A 16,329-nucleotide genomic window follows, 5' to 3' on the forward strand; every position below is an offset into this window, starting at 1 on the left:
GGATTTTCCCCCGCTCGTGCGCTCGCCTCCACGGGAAGACCCGGCAGGATCAACAGTGGCTCCAGCGCCCTCGCGCCTTTCGGAGCCACCCATGCGATGCCTGTTCGCCGCCCTTCCCGCCGTGCTCTGCTTCGCGCAGGACACCGACCTGCCCGCGCAGCTTGCCCGTCTCCAGCGCCTTCCCACCGAGCAGGTGCGTTCGATTCAGGCCAGGCTGGCCATGGATCCCGCCCCCGCAGACAAGAAGGCCTACCAGGAACTGCATCTCGCCTACGTCCTGGCCAGCCGCACGAGCAAGGAGGATCCGAAGGGAAGCAAGGAGCTCGTCGAGCGCACGCTCAAAACCTTTGAGACCTCCCGAGATCCCGAGTCCCAAGCCCTCCTGGGCGCCCTGATGGGCCTCAAGATCAACGCTTCGCCCATGTCGGCCATCACCCTCGCGCCCAAGGCCATGGGGATGTTCAACGAGGCCCAGGCCAAGGCGCCCGCCAGCCCCCGCGTGGCGCTGCTGCGGGCCATCCACCTGATGCACACGCCCGCCTTCGCGGGCGGCGGTGTGAAGGTGGCCCTGCCCCTGATGGAAGCGGCCGTCACCCTGGCCGAGAAGGAAGCCGCACCCACGGATCCCTGGGCACCGGCTTGGGGCCGCATCGAAAGCCTGGGCTGGCTGGCCTATGCCCAGGTAGAGGCCGATCAGCTAGGGGCCGCCCGGAAGACCGCAGACCGTGCCTTGGCCCTGGATCCCGGCAACGGCTTCGTCACCCGCATGGTGCTGCCCAAGCTTCAGGAGAAGGCCCAGTGATGCTGGCCACCCTGTTTCAAGCCGCCCTCGAACTCAGCGGCGTCATCCTCGGCCCCGGCGGCAAGCCCATCGCGGGCGCCCAGGTGCTGGTGGGCGCGCACAAGGTTCAGACCGATGCCAAGGGCCGGTTCACGATGTCCCTCGAAACCACGGGCCCCGTGGAAGTCCGCATCAGCGCCGCGGGCATGGATGGCCAGACCCGCATGGGGCAGCCCGGCGAGCCGCTGCTGGTGCTCCTCACGCCCACGCCCCAGGGCGCCCTGGTGGAAGTGGTGGAGGGCAGCGGCTACAGCAGCGAGGAGGGCGCCACCTCCACGCTTTCGCGCATGGAGATCTACACCACCCCTGGGGCCGCCGCCGATGTGATGCAGGCCGCCAAGGGTCTTCCGGGCGTGAGCAACGCCAGCGAGGGGGCCGAGCTGTTCGTCCGCGGAGGCAAACCCGAAGAGGTGGGCATCTGGCTGAACGGCGGCCACCTCACGCGCCCCTTCCACCATCCCAACACGCAGGGCGGCATCTTCTCCGCCGTGGACACGGCCCTGGTGACCCGCGTGGACTTCGTGCCCGGCGCCTTCTCCGCCCGCTACGGCGATGCCCTGTCCGCCGTGATGGACATCTCCACCGATCAAACCACACCGGCCGTTTCGAACACCCTGCTGATCACCCTGCCCACCCAGGGCTTTGCGGCCGAGCGCCCCCTGGGCGCGGGCCTGCTGCGGGCCTCGATCCGCCGCTCGGACCCCGTGCTGCTGGACAAGTGGTATGGCCTGGCACCCTCCTTCGAGGAATCGCCCCTCTCCCACGACGCGCAGCTCAACTGGCAGCAGCCCCTGGGCAGCGGGCGGCTCGTGGCCACAGGCCTCTTCTCCAAGGATCACCTGGCCACCGACGTCACCATCGCCAACCTGAGGGACAGCTACCGCAACCAGAGTGAGACCCGCTTCGGCGCCCTGCAGTGGACGGGCACCTTGGGCGACCGTGCCGGGTTGTCGCTGTCGGCGTCGGACAGCCAGACCCACATCGCCTGGACCTTCAATCACTGGGGCATCGATCAGCAGGAGCGAAGCCGATCGGCTCGGGCTGAACTGACCCTGCCCTTTGGCGAACTCTTGACCCTGGAAGGCGGTCTGGATGTGGACCGCAGCCACGTGGATCCCCAGGGCCAGGTGCCCTTCGACCTGGCCAACTGGAACCCGGCCTCGGCCTCGCGTACCTTCGCCTACGGTTTCGACACCCGCCGCGACGGGGCCTACCTCACGGCCCGCCTGCGGCTCTCGCCCCAGTGGGGCCTGTCCCTGGGGGGACGCCAGGATCGCTACGGCCTGGAGGGAGAGACCACCCGCGACTTCCGCGCCACCTTGTCCTACCTGATCCGTGAAGGCATCACCTTCCGCCTGGCGGGCGGCACCTTCCATCAGGCCCCATTGACGAGCCAGATCGATCCCCACGCGGGGAACCCGGACCTGGCCATCCAGCGGGCCACCCATGCCCTGGCCTCGCTGGATGCCGCCTGGAAGGGAGCCGTGGCCTGGAACCTGAGGCTGGAGGCCTACCGCAAGGACTACGATCACCTCGTGGTGCAGGATCCGGTGCTGCGCTACGTATCCACCGGCCGGGGCTACGCCCAGGGCGTGGACCTGCTGCTGAAGGCCGCCGTCCCCGGCTGGCGGGGCTGGATCGGCTACGGCTACCTGGACACCGAACGCAAGGAGGACCAGCAGCCCCTCCTGGGCCCCGCCCCCACCAGCGTGCCCCACAACCTCACGGCGGTTTCGAGCCACACGCTGGCCCCGGGCTGGGAACTGGCGGGGACCTTCCGCTATGCCAGCGGATCCCCCGTGACCCCGATCCTAGGGGCCACCCCCAATCCCGGGGGCGGCTGGGACCCCATCGAAGGGGCCCGCTACTCGGATCGCCTCCCCCTCTACCACCGCCTGGACCTCCGCCTCACCCACCTGTTCAGCCTCCGGGGCGTCAACTGCGTGGTCTTTGGCGAGGTCATGAACCTGCTGGCCCGCCACAACGCGGCGTCCTATGCCTACACGCCGGACTACAGCGAGCACCGGGTCAGCGAGAGCTACTTCAGCCGCCGCATCCTGGTGGTGGGGGCCAGCCTGAATTGGTGAGTGGCAGGAATTTCCCTTGAGTGGACAGGGAATTTCCCGCATACTGATCGACCTTGCCCTGGCCATGGGCTCCCAAGCGCGTCCGATGGAATGCCGCCCATGTGCCCCAACCTAAAGAGGTTTTCATGTTCGCAATCATCAAGACCGGCGGGAAGCAGTACCGCGTGGCCGAGGGCGATGTCCTCCGCGTGGAGCTGCTCGAGAAGGATCCCAAGCAGGCCGTGACCTTTGAGGAAGTCCTCCTCATCGACAACAACGGCGATCTGAAGGTGGGCAAGCCCACCGTGGCCGGCGCCAAGGTCGAGGCCGAGGTCATCACCCATGACCGCGCCAAGAAGGTGATCATCTTCAAGAAGAAGCGCACCACCACCTACCAGCGCACCCAGGGCCACCGCCAGGGCTACACGGAAGTCCGCATCAAGGCCATCAAGGCCTAGGTTTTCGCCGCAGGCGAAAACCTAGTTGCGATATCCGTTTCTTCCGATCCATTCGACATCCAAGCTGAAGAGGTTCTTCCATGGCTCATAAAAAAGGCGTCGGTTCCAGCCGCAACGGTCGTGATTCCCATTCCCAGCGCCTCGGCGTGAAGGAATTCGGCGGTGAGCAGGTCACCGGCGGCTCCATCCTCGTCCGCCAGCGCGGCACCAAGTTCAAGGCCGGCATCAACGTCGGCATGGGCAAGGACCACACCCTGTTCGCCCTCATAGACGGCAAGGTTCGTTTCCAGGACAAGGGCCAGAGCGGCCGCTTCATCCACATCGATCCCATCGAGGGTTGATGTTGTCCGGGGGTTCCGCGCTGCGCGCACACCCCCGAGACCCCCGCGCATAGGCCGGGCGTAGCCCGGCCTATGCTTATGCCTCCCCGATCTTCCGCAACCAAAGGTTCAAATGTTCCTTGATCACGTCCAGCTTCGCGTCGCCGCCGGTCACGGCGGTTCCGGCGCCATGAGCTTCCGCCGCGAGAAGTTCGCCCCCGAGGGCGGGCCCGACGGCGGCGACGGCGGCAAGGGCGGCTCCATCCTCTTCCGGGCCAACAAGGCCTTGAACACCCTCAATCCCTACCGCCACAAGCGCGAGTACAGCGCCGAGCGCGGTCGCCAGGGCGAAGGCTGCATGCGCCACGGCAAGGACGGCCTGGACATCGTGCTGGAAGTGCCCCTCGGCACCGTCATCCGCGACAGCGACACCGGCGAGATGCTGGCCGAGCTGATGGCCCACGGTGAAGAGGTCTGCGTGGCCCGCGGCGGCCGCGGCGGCCTGGGCAACACGAATTTCAAGAGCTCCACCAACCGTACACCCCGCCACCACCAGCCCGGCGAGGACGGTGAGGAGCGCAACCTCGATCTGGAGCTCAAGCTCATCGCAGACGTAGGCCTGGTGGGCTTCCCCAATGCGGGCAAGAGCACCCTGGTGAGCCGCCTCAGCGCGGCCCGGCCCAAGATCGCCAACTACCCCTTCACCACCCTGGAACCCCAGCTCGGCGTCGTGAGCCTGGATCGCTTCGGCGGCGACCTCCTGGATTCCTGGGTCATCGCCGACATCCCCGGCCTCATCGAAGGCGCCGCCAGCGGCGCGGGACTGGGCATCCAGTTCCTCCGCCACGTGGAGCGCACGCGCATGCTGCTGCAGCTGGTGGATCTTTCCGATCCCGTCGAAGAGCCCGCCGATGCCATCCGCATCATCGAAGGCGAGGTGGAGGCCTTCAGCCCCGTGCTGGCCGCCAAGCCCCGCTGGCTCGTGGGCACCAAGCTGGACGCCCTCCAGGACGACAGCCGCCGCGAGGCCTTCGTCGCCCTCTGCGAGGCCCGGGGCCAGAAGCCCATCTTCATCTCCGGCGTCACCGGCGAGGGGCTCCGCGAGCTGGCCTTCGCCGTGGATGATGCCCTCAAGGTCATGGCCGGCCAGAAGGAAGCGGCCCCCAAGGACGAGGCCTGGTAGTGCGCATCGGCCTACTTGGGGGAGCATTCAACCCTCCTCACGAAGGCCACCTCAAGCTGGCAAAGCTGGCTTTGGATCACCTGGACCTGGACGAACTGCGCTTCGTGCCCACGGCCCTCAGCCCCCACAAGCCCGACCCCGGCGGACCCGGCGCCGAGGCCCGCCTGCGCCTGCTTTCCGAGGCCCTCGAAGGCTTCGATCGAAGGTGCAAAATTGAGTCCGTGGAGCTCGAACGCGGCGGCACCAGCTACACCGTGGACACACTGGAGACCCTCTCGGCCCGCGAACCCGACGCCGCCTGGATCCTCATCATGGGCAGCGACCAGTTGCCGGGCCTGCCCGGCTGGCGCTGTCCCGAGCGCATCTTCGAACTGGCCTCGGCGGCCGTGGCCCTGCGCCCCGGCGCGCCCTTCCAGGCCCCCGAGGTGCGCGGCCTCCGGCCCGTCCCCGCCTGGAGCGGCCGGCCCGGCGAACTGGTGGCCCTGCCCGCCACCGAGCTGGACCTGGCCTCCAGCGACCTCCGCACGCGCCTCCAGGCCGCGCCCCACGAGGATCCCGGGGGCCTGCCCCCTCAAGTTCTAGGTACCATCCGTTCTGAAAACCTGTATCGTTAGCCTGCTCTGGAGCCCGCATGACCCTTGATTCCCGGCTCGCGACCGTCGTCGACGCCGCCCGGTCCAAGAAAGCCTTCCGCATCCGACTCGTGGACGTGAGCGGCATCGCCAGCTTCACCGACACCTTCGCCTTCATGAGCGGCGGCAGCGACCGCCAGAACCGCGCCATCGCCGAGGCCATCGAGGATGCCCTCAAGCTGGCCGACGAGCGCCCCATCTCCCGCGAGGGCGAGGCCAACGGCAACTGGGTCCTGCTGGATTACGGCAACCTCGTGGTCCACGTCATGGATGAAGAGACCCGCCGCCACTACAACCTCGAAGGCCTGTGGAACGCGGGCCGCGAGCTGGAACTGCCCGAAGAGACCCATCCCGCGACCGACGCACGTCCGTAGGAGAAGACCTCCATGCCGACCACTCCGAACAACGCCTTCGAGGCCATGCAGGCCCGTCTCCGCGTCGCCTCCCAGCTCTACGGACTGGACGACGCGCTCTTCAAGGTGTTCATGGCGCCCAACCGCTCCATGATCGTGAGCCTGCCCGTGCTCATGGACAACGGCCAGTGGGAAGTCTTCACGGGCTACCGCGTGCAGCACAACGTGGCCCGCGGTCCCGCGAAGGGCGGCATCCGCTACGACCTGAACGTCAGCCTCGACGAGATCAAGGCCCTCAGCGCCTGGATGACCTGGAAGTGCGCCGTGGTCGACGTGCCCTTCGGCGGCGGCAAGGGCGGCATCGTCTGCGATCCCAGCCGTCTCAGCCTCGGTGAGAAGGAGCGGCTCACCCGCCGCTACATCGCCGAGATCATGGACATCATCGGCCCCGACCGCGACGTGCCCGCGCCGGACATGGGCACCGACGCGCAGACCATGGCCTGGGTGCTCGATACCTATTCCATGCACGTGCGCCAAACCGAGAACGCCGTCGTCACCGGCAAGCCCCTCGGCCTGGGCGGCAGCCTCGGCCGCACGGAAGCCACGGGCCGCGGCATCCTCATCACCGCGCGCGAAGCCATGCAGCGCCTGGGCAAGCCCCTGGCCGGCGCCACGGTGGCCATCCAGGGATTCGGCAACGTGGGCAGCCAGGCCGCGCGCCTGCTCCATGAGGCCGGCGCCCGCATCGTGGCCGTCAGCGATCTCAAGGGCGCCATCAAGAACGACCGCGGCCTCGACATCCACGCCCTGCTCAAGCACGCCGCCGAGGCCCGCACCGTGACCGGCTTCAAGGGCTCCGAGCCCATGGAGCCCGCGGCCCTGCTCACGCACGCCGTGGACATCCTGGTGCCCGCCGCCACGGAGAACCAGATCACCGAGGAGAACGCCGCCCAGGTGCGCGCCAAGATCATCGTGGAAGGCGCCAACGGCCCCACCACGCCCGAGGCCGATCCCATCCTGCTCGAGCACGGCGTCCTCGTGGTGCCCGACATCCTCGCCAATGCCGGCGGGGTGACCGTCAGCTACTTCGAGTGGGTGCAGAACCGCCAGGGCTTCTACTGGCGCGAGCGCGAAGTGAACGAGCGCCTGGTGGACTACATGACCCACGCCTTCCAGGCCACCTTCGCCACCACGGACAAGTACAAGACCAACCCCCGCATCGGCGCCTACATCCTGGCCCTCGACCGCGTCGCCCAGGCCATGCGGTACCGCGGCTTCTACGCTTGAGACTGCGCGCCACCTGGGTCGCCGCCCGGCGCGCCTGGATCCTGAGCGCCGGCGTCTATCAGGCCGAAGGCCTGCTCCGGCGTGTGAAGCAGAACCTGCGTTGGGCTGCCATCGCAGCCGCCCGGCCCCTCGAGGCCCTCGGCTGGTTCACCAAACTTCAATCGCAGGACCTGCAGCCCTTCGCCGAAGCCAATCCCCTGCTGCCCCTCAAGCCCATGCGCACCTATCTCTCGGCGCGGTGGGGCCTCGTGCGCCGTACGAAGGTCATGCGCGAGACCTATTCCTTCGTGCTCTGGCGCGGCGGTGCGATCCGTGAGGCCCTGCTGCAGCAGGAAGGCGAAGGCGTCGTCCTCGCCTCGGTCCAGCTCGGGGATCTCGGCCCCGCCGAGCTCTGCCTGGGCTTCGACAACCGCTTCCGCAAGGAGGGCGAGTTCGCCATCACCCTTCGCTGCCCGCAGCAGGGCGGGCGCATCTCGTCGCTCTCCTTCGCCCTGGAATGGCAGCGGAACGGGCTGGTGATGTACGCCGGCTGCGTGCAGGGCCGCTCCGAAGGCGAGGACGGCTTCATGAAGGCCCTGCAGAAGGCGATGTTCGGCCTCCGCCCCAAGGCGCTGGTGGTCTTCGCCGCGCAGGAGATCGCCCGGGCCCTGGGCGCCCGGGAATTCCTCGGCGCCGGCAACAGCATTCAGGTGCACCGGAAGAAGCATCTGATCCACCTGGCCTGGATCCACGAACTGACCTTCGACTACGACGCGTTCTGGACCGAGCTGGGCGGACATCCTGCCATGGATGGTTGGTTCTACCTGCCGCGCAAGGCCCACCGGCGCACGCGGGAGGAGATCAAGCCCAACAAGCGGACCATGTACACGCGCCGCTACGCTCTGATGGACGACCTCGCCGCCCAGATCAGGAGCGCCCTGGCCCAGTCCGTACCGCCCGCGGAAGGCGCCTGAAGCTTCACCAACCTTTAAGGTTCGTACGGCATGATGAAGGTTCAGACGGACGACTTCACGTGCCCCATCCTTCCCAACTCAGCCGCTGGTTCGCCCTGCTGGGGCTGGCCACCGGGCTGTCTTTGGAAGCCCAGAGCCCCATCGGTACGCTGATCTCGGAACAGTCCCGCACCAACTTCACCGTGCAGGGCGCCGGGGCCCGCGCCATGGGGCTCGGCGGCGCCTTCATCGCCGTGGCCGACGATGCCACGGCCGTCTCCTTCAACCCCGCCGGGCTCGCCCAGCTGCTTCATCCCGAGGTCAGCTTTGTGGCGCGGGGGACCCAGCGTTCCGTGAGCTACCAGGACTTCGAGACCTCGAACCGGGGGCGCGTCCTGGCCGTCGGCGATTCACTCGTCAGCGGCACGCGCGTCGACCCCCTCTTCTTCTCGGCCACGGCGCCCATGCAGATCGCAGGGCGGAACCTCGTGCTCCAGATGTCGGTGCAGCGCGCCTTCGCACTGACGGATCACGCGCGCCGCGACCTGGTGGAGACCCCCACGAGCAGCTCCGGACTGCCCACCCACCTCGTCCAGGACGTCAGCCAGGCGGGGCAGATCGACCTCTACTCCCTGGCCGCCGCCTACGAAGTCTCCCAGCGCCTCCTGCTGGGCTTCTCCTACAACCAGTGGCGCGGCCGCTGGGACCTCACCTCGGACAGCCTCAACACCACCGGGGCGACCTCCACCTCCGTGGCCTTCCGTCAGACCAACGCCATGGACGGCGGCAACTACAACCTCGGCCTCATCTGGCGCTGGCCCACCTGGAGCCTCGGGCTCATCCGCCGCACCGGCTTCCACGCGGACTACACCTTCGCCACCACCCTGGCCACCAACCTGCCCCAGGGCGGCTTCAAGGCCAACCCCATGAGCACCGGACTCCACTGGCCCTCGGGCACCGGCATCGGCTACGCCTACCGCCCCACGGACCAGTGGCTCTTTACGGCGGATCTCGCCCACACCCTCTGGTCCACCACCCGCTACATGTCCGATTCGGCGCGGCTCAACGGGCAGAGCTTCTTCGATTTCGACAAGGGCGATCGCACGCCCAACGCTACCGACCTGCACCTGGGCGTCGAGTACCTGCACATCACCGCCAGCGGATCCGTGATTCCGCTCCGCGCGGGCCTCAGCCGCGAACCCCAGCCCGTGGTCGATGCCGTGACCGGCGTCCAGCGCGTGATGCAGCGCGTCTCCATCGGCAGCGGCATCAAGCGCGGACCCGTCGGCCTGGACCTCGCCTACCGCTACGGATGGTCCTCCCGACGCGCCTCCCAGTCCCTCGACGTGGGCCAGATCCTCGCGCGCACCGGCTCACCGTCCGTGGGATCCGAGCGCATCCGCGAGCACCGGCTCGATTTCTCCGCCATCTTCCAGTTCCAGCGCCAGCCCCTGGAACGCGCCGTCCACTTCCTCTTCGTGGGAGATTGAAGTGCGCCGCCGGTTCCCGTTGCTCCTGATAGCCCCCCTGCTGGCCGCCCAGTCCCAGCCCACCTTCTACGCCGCCTACCAGGACGGCCTCGACGCCGAGCGCTCGGGCCAGTGGGCCACCGCCGCAGCGGCCTACCGCCGCGCCATCGAGCTGAGGCCCGCCTCGGCGGCGCGCATCGTCATCTACGGCAACAACCTGCTCAAGGACTACACGCCCCACACCCACCTCGCCCGCTGTCTCCTGGAATCCGGTGATCTGGAGGGCGCCCAGGCTGCCCTCGGTCGGGCAGCCCAGTTTGGCGAACCCGCAGCCGAGCGGGAGACTCTGGCCCAGGCCCTCATCCGGCGCAAAATCCAGGCGCCCCCCGCACCGAAGGAAGTCCCCGCCCAGCCCCCGACCGAGCCCGCCTCGAAGCCCCATGCGGCCGCGGAACCCGCGCCCAAGCCCCCGGCTCCGGTGGCATCGGAATCCTGGTCCGAGACCGGGACCCAGCCCTGGCTGCCCTCCGCCTCGGCCCCGGCCACGACACCCGGCACAGTCGCTCAGCCCAACCCGGGCCCCAGGGAGGCCCGGTCTCAGGCCTTGCCCGTGGGTGTCTCCGCCCCCCAAGTCGCGCCTCCCTCCCCCGCCGCGACACCCAAAACTCCGCATCCGGTCCGCACCCTCGCCTGGTCCCTCGGAGCCTTTGCCGGCCTCGCGGCGGCGCTCTTTCTCCTGCGGCGCAGGCGGCGGACCACCGGAGAGACGTCCTTCAGCGATCCGAAGCAGCTCGGGCCCTACCGCATCGAGCGCCTCCTGGGCCGGGGCGGCTTCGCCAGCACCTTCCTCGCACATCACGACGCCACCGGTACGCCCGTGGCCCTCAAGCTCCTCCACCCCTACCGCCACGACGATCCCGAGTTCCTCCGTCGCTTCCGGCAGGAGGCCCGGCTCGGGGCCATGCTGGATCATCCCAACCTGGTGCGCATGCTCGATCCCGGCCCCGAAAGCGGGCCGCCCTGGCTGGCGATGGAATACATCACGGGCCGCCGCCTGGATCAGAAGCTGCGCGAGGACGGGCCGCCCCCCCTCGCCGAATGCCTGCGCATCGCACTCCAGATCGCCGGTGCGATGGCGCACGCCCACGCCCTCGGCATCGTCCACCGCGACCTGAAGCCGGGCAACGTGATCTTCGAGGGCGACCAGGCCAAGGTCATGGATTTCGGCATCTCACGCATCGTCGATTCCAACACGCTGACCACCACGTACGCCTTCCTGGGCACGCCGGCCTACGCCGCGCCCGAGGCCCAGCTCAAGGTCCAGGTGGGTCCCGCGGCGGACCGCTATTCCTTCGGCATCATCCTCTTTGAAATGCTCTCGGGGCATCCGCCCTTCAACGGCGAAACGCCCTTCGAGATCCTGGACAAGCACCAGCGGGCGCCGCTTCCGGATCTGGCGGCCCTACGGCCCGACCTGCCCGCCCCCCTGGTGGATCTCGTCGCGCGCCTCTGCCGGAAGGATCCCGCGGCTCGTCCGAGCGATGACGAGGTTATGGACGTGCTGTCGGAGCTGGCCCGTAGCGCCTCTCCATCCGCTTGAACTCGACGCGGAGCTCTTCGAAGTCGTGGAATACGGGGCCCGTGACCTCGTAGCCCAGGTCCGTGTAGAAGCGGATGGCGCGGGCATTTCCCGTGTAGACCACGAGCCAGGCGGACCCGGCCCCGCCTTCGAGCATGCGCGCCTCCCCGGCCCGCATGAGCTGGCCTCCGAGGCCGCGCTGGATCAGGTCCGGATCGATGTAGAGCTTCTGTACCTGCCAGGCCGCCCCGGGCTGTGCCACCTTCAGCTTCAGGAAGCCCCGTACCGCACCTTCAACTTCGGCCACCAGGTACAGGTTGGCGGGCTTCGACAGGCTACCGGCGATCTTCCCCACGGCGTACGTGGCCTCCAGGTAGCGCGCCAATCCGGCCTCCTGGTAAAGGTGCCCGAAGGCCCAGGTGAAACTCCGGCGGCCGATGTCGGCGATGGCCTCGACATCGGCCGGCCGCGCCTCGCGCACCAGGATGGTCTGTTCTTTCGCCGGATCGCTCATGCCCGCCTCCCATTCCAGCATGAGGAACCGGGCCGAGATCTGCGACCCGCTTCTTGCGGTGATCCGATCAGGAGATCCGCCGGCCCTCGTCCTCCAGGCGCCCGATCAAGCGCAGCAAGCCATCCAGGATCGTGAGGGGATGGGGCGGACAGCCGGGGATGAAGAGGTCCACGGGCAGCACGCTGGAGGCGCCGCCCAGCTGCTCGTCGCGCTTGTAATAGGGCCCGCCCTGGATGGCGCAGGCGCCAACGGCGATGACGATCTTGGGCCCGGGCACGGCGTCGTAGGTCTTCCGCACCGCCAGTTCCATGTTGCGCGTGACGGGGCCCGTGATGAGCAGGCCGTCCGCGTGGCGTGGCGAGGCGACGTACTGGATCCCGAAGCGCCCCAGGTCCCAGGCCAGGGTGCCCAGCACGTTCACGTCCACCTCGCAGCCGTTGCACCCGCCCGCGCTCACGACGCGCAGCTTCAGGGAGCGACCCAGGAGGCGCTTGAGCTCGCCGCCCAGCGCCTCGGCCCGCCGCAGGTCCGCACCCGGCGCGAGGATCAGGTCTTCTCGCGTGCGCGTGGCCAGGCGGTGATCCCCCGTGAAGGCGATGGCGCCTTCGGGGCAGGCCTCCACGCAGGCGGGACAGAAGACGCAGCGGCCCAGATCCAGTTCCGGGCCGCCCGCGCCCAGGCGGATGGCTTCGGTGGGACAGGCCTCCACGCAGGCTTCGCAGCCCGCCTTGCAGCGCTCTGCCTGGATATTCGGCAGGCCCTGGAAGCGCTCGGACAGGGCCGGGATTTCTTTGGGGTAGGGCAGCGTGCGGTGGCCCTGGCGCCAGCGGGACAGCAGGATGTGCATCATAGGTCGTGCCCGCAGTAGGAGAGGTTGAAGCTCTTGTTGCACAGGGGGAAGTCGGAGATCTGCTCGCCACGCAGGGCCAGGGCCAGGCCGAACCAGTTGTGGAAGGAGGCATCGACGATCTTGTAGCGGACGAAGCGCCCTTCGCCGTCCGTCACCGCCAGGTGCAGCACCTCGCCGCGCCAGCCTTCGGTGAGCGAGACGCAGAGGCTATCCGCCGCCAGCTTGGGAAGGCTGGTCGGCTTCGGATCGCAGGGAGACGCGGCCAAATCCGCCAAGGCCTCGGAGATCAGGCGGTGGCTTTCGAACAGCTCACGCCACCGCACCCAGGCCCGGCTATGGACGTTGCCGCTTTCCGCCAGGGCGGGCACGGCGGGGTGCGTTTCATAGGGCCCGAAGGGATGGTCCCGCCGCACGTCCATGGGGATGCCGCAGGCCCGCGCGGGCACGCCCACGGCGCCGATCTCGCGGGCCTGGGCAGGCCCCAGGTGGCCGGCGGCCTCGAAGCGGATCATCACCGAGGCCGCACCCCAGAGCAGTTCCACCGCGTCGCGGGTTTCAACCCAGGCGCGATCCACCCGCGGAAGCATCCGCTCCGCCAGGCGCGGATCCAGATCCTGCTGCAGTCCGCCGGGGCGCAGCCAATTGCGGCCCAGGCGGCTGCCGCAGCCCTCGGCGCTGAGGTTCAGCCAGTCACCGCGAATGCGCCCGCAGAAAGAAGCCGTGGGCAGAAATCCCACATCGCCCGACAGGGCACCGAGATCCCCCACGTGGTTGGCGGCCCGCTCCAACTCCAGGGCCACGCCGCGCACTCGGTCCGCGCGGGCGGGAACAGAGAATCCCGCCAGGCCTTCGAGGATCCGGCAATGGGCCCAGGTGTGAGCTATGCTCGTGTCCCCCGCCGCCGTTTCCGCCTGCTTGAGGCTCAGGGGATGGGGGCCGCCCTCGAGGGCCTGCTCCACCCCGCGATGCTGGTAGCCCAGCGCGATCTCCAAGTGGAAGACCTGCTCGCCGTGGCACTGGAAGCGGAAGTGGCCGGGCTCGATGACGCCCGCGTGCACGGGCCCCACGGCCACCTCGTGCACCTCGTCGCCTTCCACGCGGTAGAAGTCGAGGGCGCCGGGCGTGGGCTGGGGTGAGGCCTCACCACCGATCCAGGATTTTTGGAAGCGCAGGGGCTTGAGCCAGGGATGGCCCTCGGGCTGAAGGCCGTATTGCTCGGCCATCTCGCGCTCGAAGAGATGCGCCTGGGGGCATTCCGGCGTGAGGGCCGCGTAGCGCGGCTGTTCCAGGCGAGTGCGGGCGACGCGCAGGGTGCGCCCGGCGTCGTCGGCGAGCACCGCGAACATCCGCAGCTGGGCGTCGGCACAGAGGCAGGCCAGGCGAAGTCCCTGGCGCACGGCGCCGAGCACCGTGTCGCGGAAGAAGGCGAAGGGCAGCTCGGAAAGATCTGCCAGGGCCACGGCCTGGCCGTTCTTCAGGACCGGAAGGGCCAGGTGGCTCATGGGCGCACCTCCTGTGCGGAAACCGCCGCGGGCACGAGGGCCGGCGCCTGCCCGAACAGGGGCCGCACTTCGCGCACGGCGGGCGCGTGCCCCTCCACGGTTTGCGCGGCGCCCTCCAGCATCGATCGCATGGGGCCGGGCAGCCACAGGCCCAGGCCCAGCGCGAGGGCCAGGGCGAGGATCAGAGGCGCCGTGGTGGCGAAGGAATCCTTGTAGGGCGTGCGCACCCGCTGGGGACTCGGCACGCCGAAGACCACCTGCATGACCGTATCGCTCATGGTCAGGAAGATGCCCCCCAGCAACACGAGGAAGGCCGCGCCCGCAAAAACGTGGCCCGTGGTGAGCGCCGAGGAGGCGATGTTGAACTCGCTGACGAAGGGCGCGAAGGGGGGCAGGCCCGTGATGGCGAGGAAGGCCAGGAAGAAGAGCCCCGCAGATACCGGCGTGCGCCGGATGGCGCCCGTCACGTGGGGCAGCTGCTTGCTGGCGTAGCTGCGGTGGATGTTGCCCGCCGAGAGGAAGAGCACGCTCTTGACCAGAGCATTGGCTGCCAGGTGGAAGAGGGCGAAGCGGGCGGCCAGGCCCCCCAGGCCGATGCCGAAGACGAGGATGCCCATGTGCTCGACGCTGGAGTAGGCCAGCAGGCGCTTGAAATCCACCTGCCCCACCATGAAGACGAGGGCCCAGACCATGGACAGCAGCCCGAAACCCACGAGGATCTCGCGGGCGAAGACGCCTTCGCCCGCCGCGGCGACGATGGCGTATATCCGCAGCAGGGCGAGGAAGGCGCAGCTGGTGACGCCGCCCGCCAGCAACGCGCCCACGATGCCCGGCGTCTCGCCGTAGGCGTCGGGCTTCCAGCTGTGCAGCGGGGCCAGCCCCATCTTGGTGCCGTAGCCCACCATCGTGAGCACAAAGCCCGCGCGCAGCCAGGGTCGCGAAAGGCGGCCCGCCTCCGCCATGAGGCGCGTGTACTGCAGCGGCTCCTCCACGCCGCCCATGTGGGCCGCGTAGGCCACGAAGAGCGTGCCCAGCAGGGCCAGGGCGATGCCCACGGAGCCGATGACGAGGTACTTCCAGGTGGCCTCGATGGAGCGGCGGTTGCGGTTGAAGTAGATGAGCGGCGCCGTCGTCAGCGTCATGGTCTCGATGGCCACCCAGGCCATGCCCGGGTGCCGCGACTGGGCCAGCAGCGAGGCGAGCCCCAGGAAGGCCAACAGGCATGCGGTGAAGAGCCGGTGGTCGCGGTCGGGGCGCAGGGCGAGGTAGGACGGCGCATAGAGGGCGACGATGGTGAACAGGGTGCTGATGACCAGCAGCACCCATCCGCCCAGGGCATCCAGGCCCAGCCAGGCGCCATGGGGCAGATCGCGCCAGCCGCGCACCTCGATGATCAGCAGGAGGAGGTGCAGCAGCCCCATGGCCGGCAGCAGCCGCACCCGGATCCGGGGCGACCGGATGAACCAGGCCACGGCCGCGGCCAGCAGGGGCAGGAAGATGAGCAGCAGGGGGGAGAGAAGCAGGCGCGCCATCGTTCAGTCCTTCAGCTCGGCCAGGTGGCGCGTATCCGTGGAATCGAAGGCCGAACGGATGTGGTTGATGACGATGCCCATGACGAAGACGCCCACGAAGAGATCCAGCAGGATGCCCGTCTCCACGAGGATGGGCATCTCCTCGACCAGCAGCAGGCCGAAGAGGTAGATGCCGTTCTCCAGCACCAGGTAACCCGCCACCTGCGTGAGCGCCTTGCGCCGCGAGACCAGCAGCAGGAAACCCGTGAACAGCGTCGCCAGCGCCGCGGGCACGAGGAAGGTGGGCGAGGTTCCCGGCTTCAGCGGCAGGCCGTGGGCCAGCACCAGGCTCAGGCCCGTGCCCAGCGCGCAGAGCAGCAGCGACATCGTGTAGCCCACGTAGGGATCCACCTCGCGGCGGATATGCACCTCGCGCAGGGCCCGGCGGAACAGGAAGGGGATGAGCCAGCCCTTCACCGCGATGGCCGACAGGGCCATGAACAGGATGTGGAGGTGTCGGCCCAGGCCCATGGCGATGGGGATGAGGCCCAGCAGGATGCCCTGCACGACGACGAGCTGGATGGCCTTGTTCACGCGACTCGTGGCCACCAGCGTGAAGTTGGTGAGCATGGTGAGGGCGATGAGGAAGTCGGGCGACATAGGAACCCTTCAGGCGATGTGCGGCTCAAGGAAAAGATCCACCACGGAGGCACTGAGCACACGGAGGGCACACCGAGAGGCGCACGGAGACAAGGTCCTGACCTCATGTCCACCTCGATCTCCCACCCCTTCTCCGTGTCTTTTTCTCCGTGCCATCTCGGTGCTCTCCGTG

The 16,329-nt window shown here is 68.7% G+C and carries 16 protein-coding genes; 11 read left to right on the top strand and 5 right to left on the bottom strand.

What is annotated here, in order from left to right:
- Positions 1 to 91: 91 nt before the first annotated feature.
- From QSJ34_RS14705 to QSJ34_RS14755, 11 genes are all read left to right on the top strand, one after another.
- The gene (locus QSJ34_RS14705; protein WP_285576624.1) at positions 92 to 802 is read left to right on the top strand and encodes a hypothetical protein; all 711 of its coding nucleotides are present in this window, start codon (positions 92 to 94) and stop codon (positions 800 to 802) included.
- On the top strand, positions 802 to 2,928 hold the full coding sequence (locus QSJ34_RS14710) for a TonB-dependent receptor (protein ID WP_285576627.1): 2,127 nt from the start codon (positions 802 to 804) through the stop codon (positions 2,926 to 2,928). Before QSJ34_RS14705 ends, QSJ34_RS14710 begins: the two co-directional genes overlap by 1 nt.
- Before the next feature lie 125 nt (positions 2,929 to 3,053).
- The gene (gene rplU, locus QSJ34_RS14715; protein WP_285576629.1) at positions 3,054 to 3,365 is read left to right on the top strand and encodes a 50S ribosomal protein L21; all 312 of its coding nucleotides are present in this window, start codon (positions 3,054 to 3,056) and stop codon (positions 3,363 to 3,365) included.
- 80 nt (positions 3,366 to 3,445) lie between these two features.
- Positions 3,446 to 3,706, top strand: a complete 261-nt coding sequence (gene rpmA, locus QSJ34_RS14720; RefSeq protein ID WP_285576631.1) for a 50S ribosomal protein L27 — start codon at positions 3,446 to 3,448, stop codon at positions 3,704 to 3,706.
- A 112-nt stretch (positions 3,707 to 3,818) separates the two neighbouring features.
- Positions 3,819 to 4,868 (top strand): GTPase ObgE, encoded by a 1,050-nt coding sequence (gene obgE / locus QSJ34_RS14725; protein WP_285576633.1) that lies wholly within the window; start codon positions 3,819 to 3,821, stop codon positions 4,866 to 4,868.
- Entirely contained in the window at positions 4,868 to 5,482 is a 615-nt protein-coding gene (gene nadD / locus QSJ34_RS14730) for a nicotinate (nicotinamide) nucleotide adenylyltransferase (RefSeq protein WP_285576635.1), read from the top strand. The genes obgE and nadD overlap by 1 nt, the downstream gene beginning before the upstream one ends.
- 17 nt (positions 5,483 to 5,499) lie before the next feature.
- Entirely contained in the window at positions 5,500 to 5,874 is a 375-nt protein-coding gene (rsfS, locus tag QSJ34_RS14735) for a ribosome silencing factor (protein WP_285576638.1), read from the top strand.
- Positions 5,875 to 5,886: 12 nt separating this feature from the next.
- Complete coding sequence (locus tag QSJ34_RS14740; protein ID WP_285576640.1) at positions 5,887 to 7,140, top strand: Glu/Leu/Phe/Val family dehydrogenase; 1,254 nt, start codon at positions 5,887 to 5,889, stop codon at positions 7,138 to 7,140.
- Entirely contained in the window at positions 7,137 to 8,093 is a 957-nt protein-coding gene (locus QSJ34_RS14745; RefSeq protein ID WP_285576642.1) for a DUF535 family protein, read from the top strand. The genes QSJ34_RS14740 and QSJ34_RS14745 overlap by 4 nt, the downstream gene beginning before the upstream one ends.
- 59 nt (positions 8,094 to 8,152) lie before the next feature.
- Positions 8,153 to 9,562 (top strand): OmpP1/FadL family transporter, encoded by a 1,410-nt coding sequence (locus QSJ34_RS14750; RefSeq protein ID WP_285576644.1) that lies wholly within the window; start codon positions 8,153 to 8,155, stop codon positions 9,560 to 9,562.
- Position 9,563: 1 nt separating this feature from the next.
- Positions 9,564 to 11,141, top strand: coding sequence for a serine/threonine-protein kinase (locus tag QSJ34_RS14755; RefSeq protein ID WP_285576646.1), 1,578 nt, complete (start codon positions 9,564 to 9,566; stop codon positions 11,139 to 11,141).
- Here QSJ34_RS14755 and QSJ34_RS14760 read toward each other — a convergent pair.
- The 5 genes from QSJ34_RS14760 to QSJ34_RS14780 all read right to left on the bottom strand — a co-directional run bounded on the left by QSJ34_RS14760 (position 11,092) and on the right by QSJ34_RS14780 (position 16,157).
- Positions 11,092 to 11,634, bottom strand: a complete 543-nt coding sequence (locus QSJ34_RS14760; RefSeq protein WP_285576649.1) for a GNAT family N-acetyltransferase — start codon at positions 11,632 to 11,634, stop codon at positions 11,092 to 11,094. The two genes, QSJ34_RS14755 and QSJ34_RS14760, sit on opposite strands and share 50 nt — an antisense overlap.
- A 67-nt stretch (positions 11,635 to 11,701) precedes the next feature.
- Entirely contained in the window at positions 11,702 to 12,484 is a 783-nt protein-coding gene (locus tag QSJ34_RS14765; protein ID WP_420798862.1) for an NADH-quinone oxidoreductase subunit B family protein, read from the bottom strand.
- Positions 12,481 to 13,986, bottom strand: a complete 1,506-nt coding sequence (locus tag QSJ34_RS14770; protein ID WP_285576653.1) for a hydrogenase large subunit — start codon at positions 13,984 to 13,986, stop codon at positions 12,481 to 12,483. Before QSJ34_RS14770 ends, QSJ34_RS14765 begins: the two co-directional genes overlap by 4 nt.
- On the bottom strand, positions 13,983 to 15,518 hold the full coding sequence (locus QSJ34_RS14775; RefSeq protein WP_285576654.1) for a complex I subunit 5 family protein: 1,536 nt from the start codon (positions 15,516 to 15,518) through the stop codon (positions 13,983 to 13,985). The genes QSJ34_RS14770 and QSJ34_RS14775 overlap by 4 nt, the downstream gene beginning before the upstream one ends.
- A 3-nt stretch (positions 15,519 to 15,521) precedes the next feature.
- Complete coding sequence (locus QSJ34_RS14780) at positions 15,522 to 16,157, bottom strand: hypothetical protein (protein ID WP_285576656.1); 636 nt, start codon at positions 16,155 to 16,157, stop codon at positions 15,522 to 15,524.
- Positions 16,158 to 16,329: the final 172 nt, after the last annotated feature.

Source organism: Geothrix limicola (assembly GCF_030268085.1).
GTDB lineage: Bacteria > Acidobacteriota > Holophagae > Holophagales > Holophagaceae > Geothrix > Geothrix limicola.

Coding starts and splice junctions, on each gene's coding strand:
- obgE (WP_285576633.1), top strand. CDS start 3,819: ATGTTCCTTGATCACGTCCAGCTTCGCGTCGCCGCCGGTCACGGCGGT.
- QSJ34_RS14760 (WP_285576649.1), bottom strand. CDS start 11,634: ATGAGCGATCCGGCGAAAGAACAGACCATCCTGGTGCGCGAGGCGCGG.
- QSJ34_RS14710 (WP_285576627.1), top strand. CDS start 802: ATGCTGGCCACCCTGTTTCAAGCCGCCCTCGAACTCAGCGGCGTCATC.
- QSJ34_RS14740 (WP_285576640.1), top strand. CDS start 5,887: ATGCCGACCACTCCGAACAACGCCTTCGAGGCCATGCAGGCCCGTCTC.
- QSJ34_RS14780 (WP_285576656.1), bottom strand. CDS start 16,157: ATGTCGCCCGACTTCCTCATCGCCCTCACCATGCTCACCAACTTCACG.
- rplU (WP_285576629.1), top strand. CDS start 3,054: ATGTTCGCAATCATCAAGACCGGCGGGAAGCAGTACCGCGTGGCCGAG.
- rsfS (WP_285576638.1), top strand. CDS start 5,500: ATGACCCTTGATTCCCGGCTCGCGACCGTCGTCGACGCCGCCCGGTCC.
- QSJ34_RS14765 (WP_420798862.1), bottom strand. CDS start 12,484: ATGATGCACATCCTGCTGTCCCGCTGGCGCCAGGGCCACCGCACGCTG.
- QSJ34_RS14705 (WP_285576624.1), top strand. CDS start 92: ATGCGATGCCTGTTCGCCGCCCTTCCCGCCGTGCTCTGCTTCGCGCAG.
- QSJ34_RS14770 (WP_285576653.1), bottom strand. CDS start 13,986: ATGAGCCACCTGGCCCTTCCGGTCCTGAAGAACGGCCAGGCCGTGGCC.
- rpmA (WP_285576631.1), top strand. CDS start 3,446: ATGGCTCATAAAAAAGGCGTCGGTTCCAGCCGCAACGGTCGTGATTCC.
- QSJ34_RS14775 (WP_285576654.1), bottom strand. CDS start 15,518: ATGGCGCGCCTGCTTCTCTCCCCCCTGCTGCTCATCTTCCTGCCCCTG.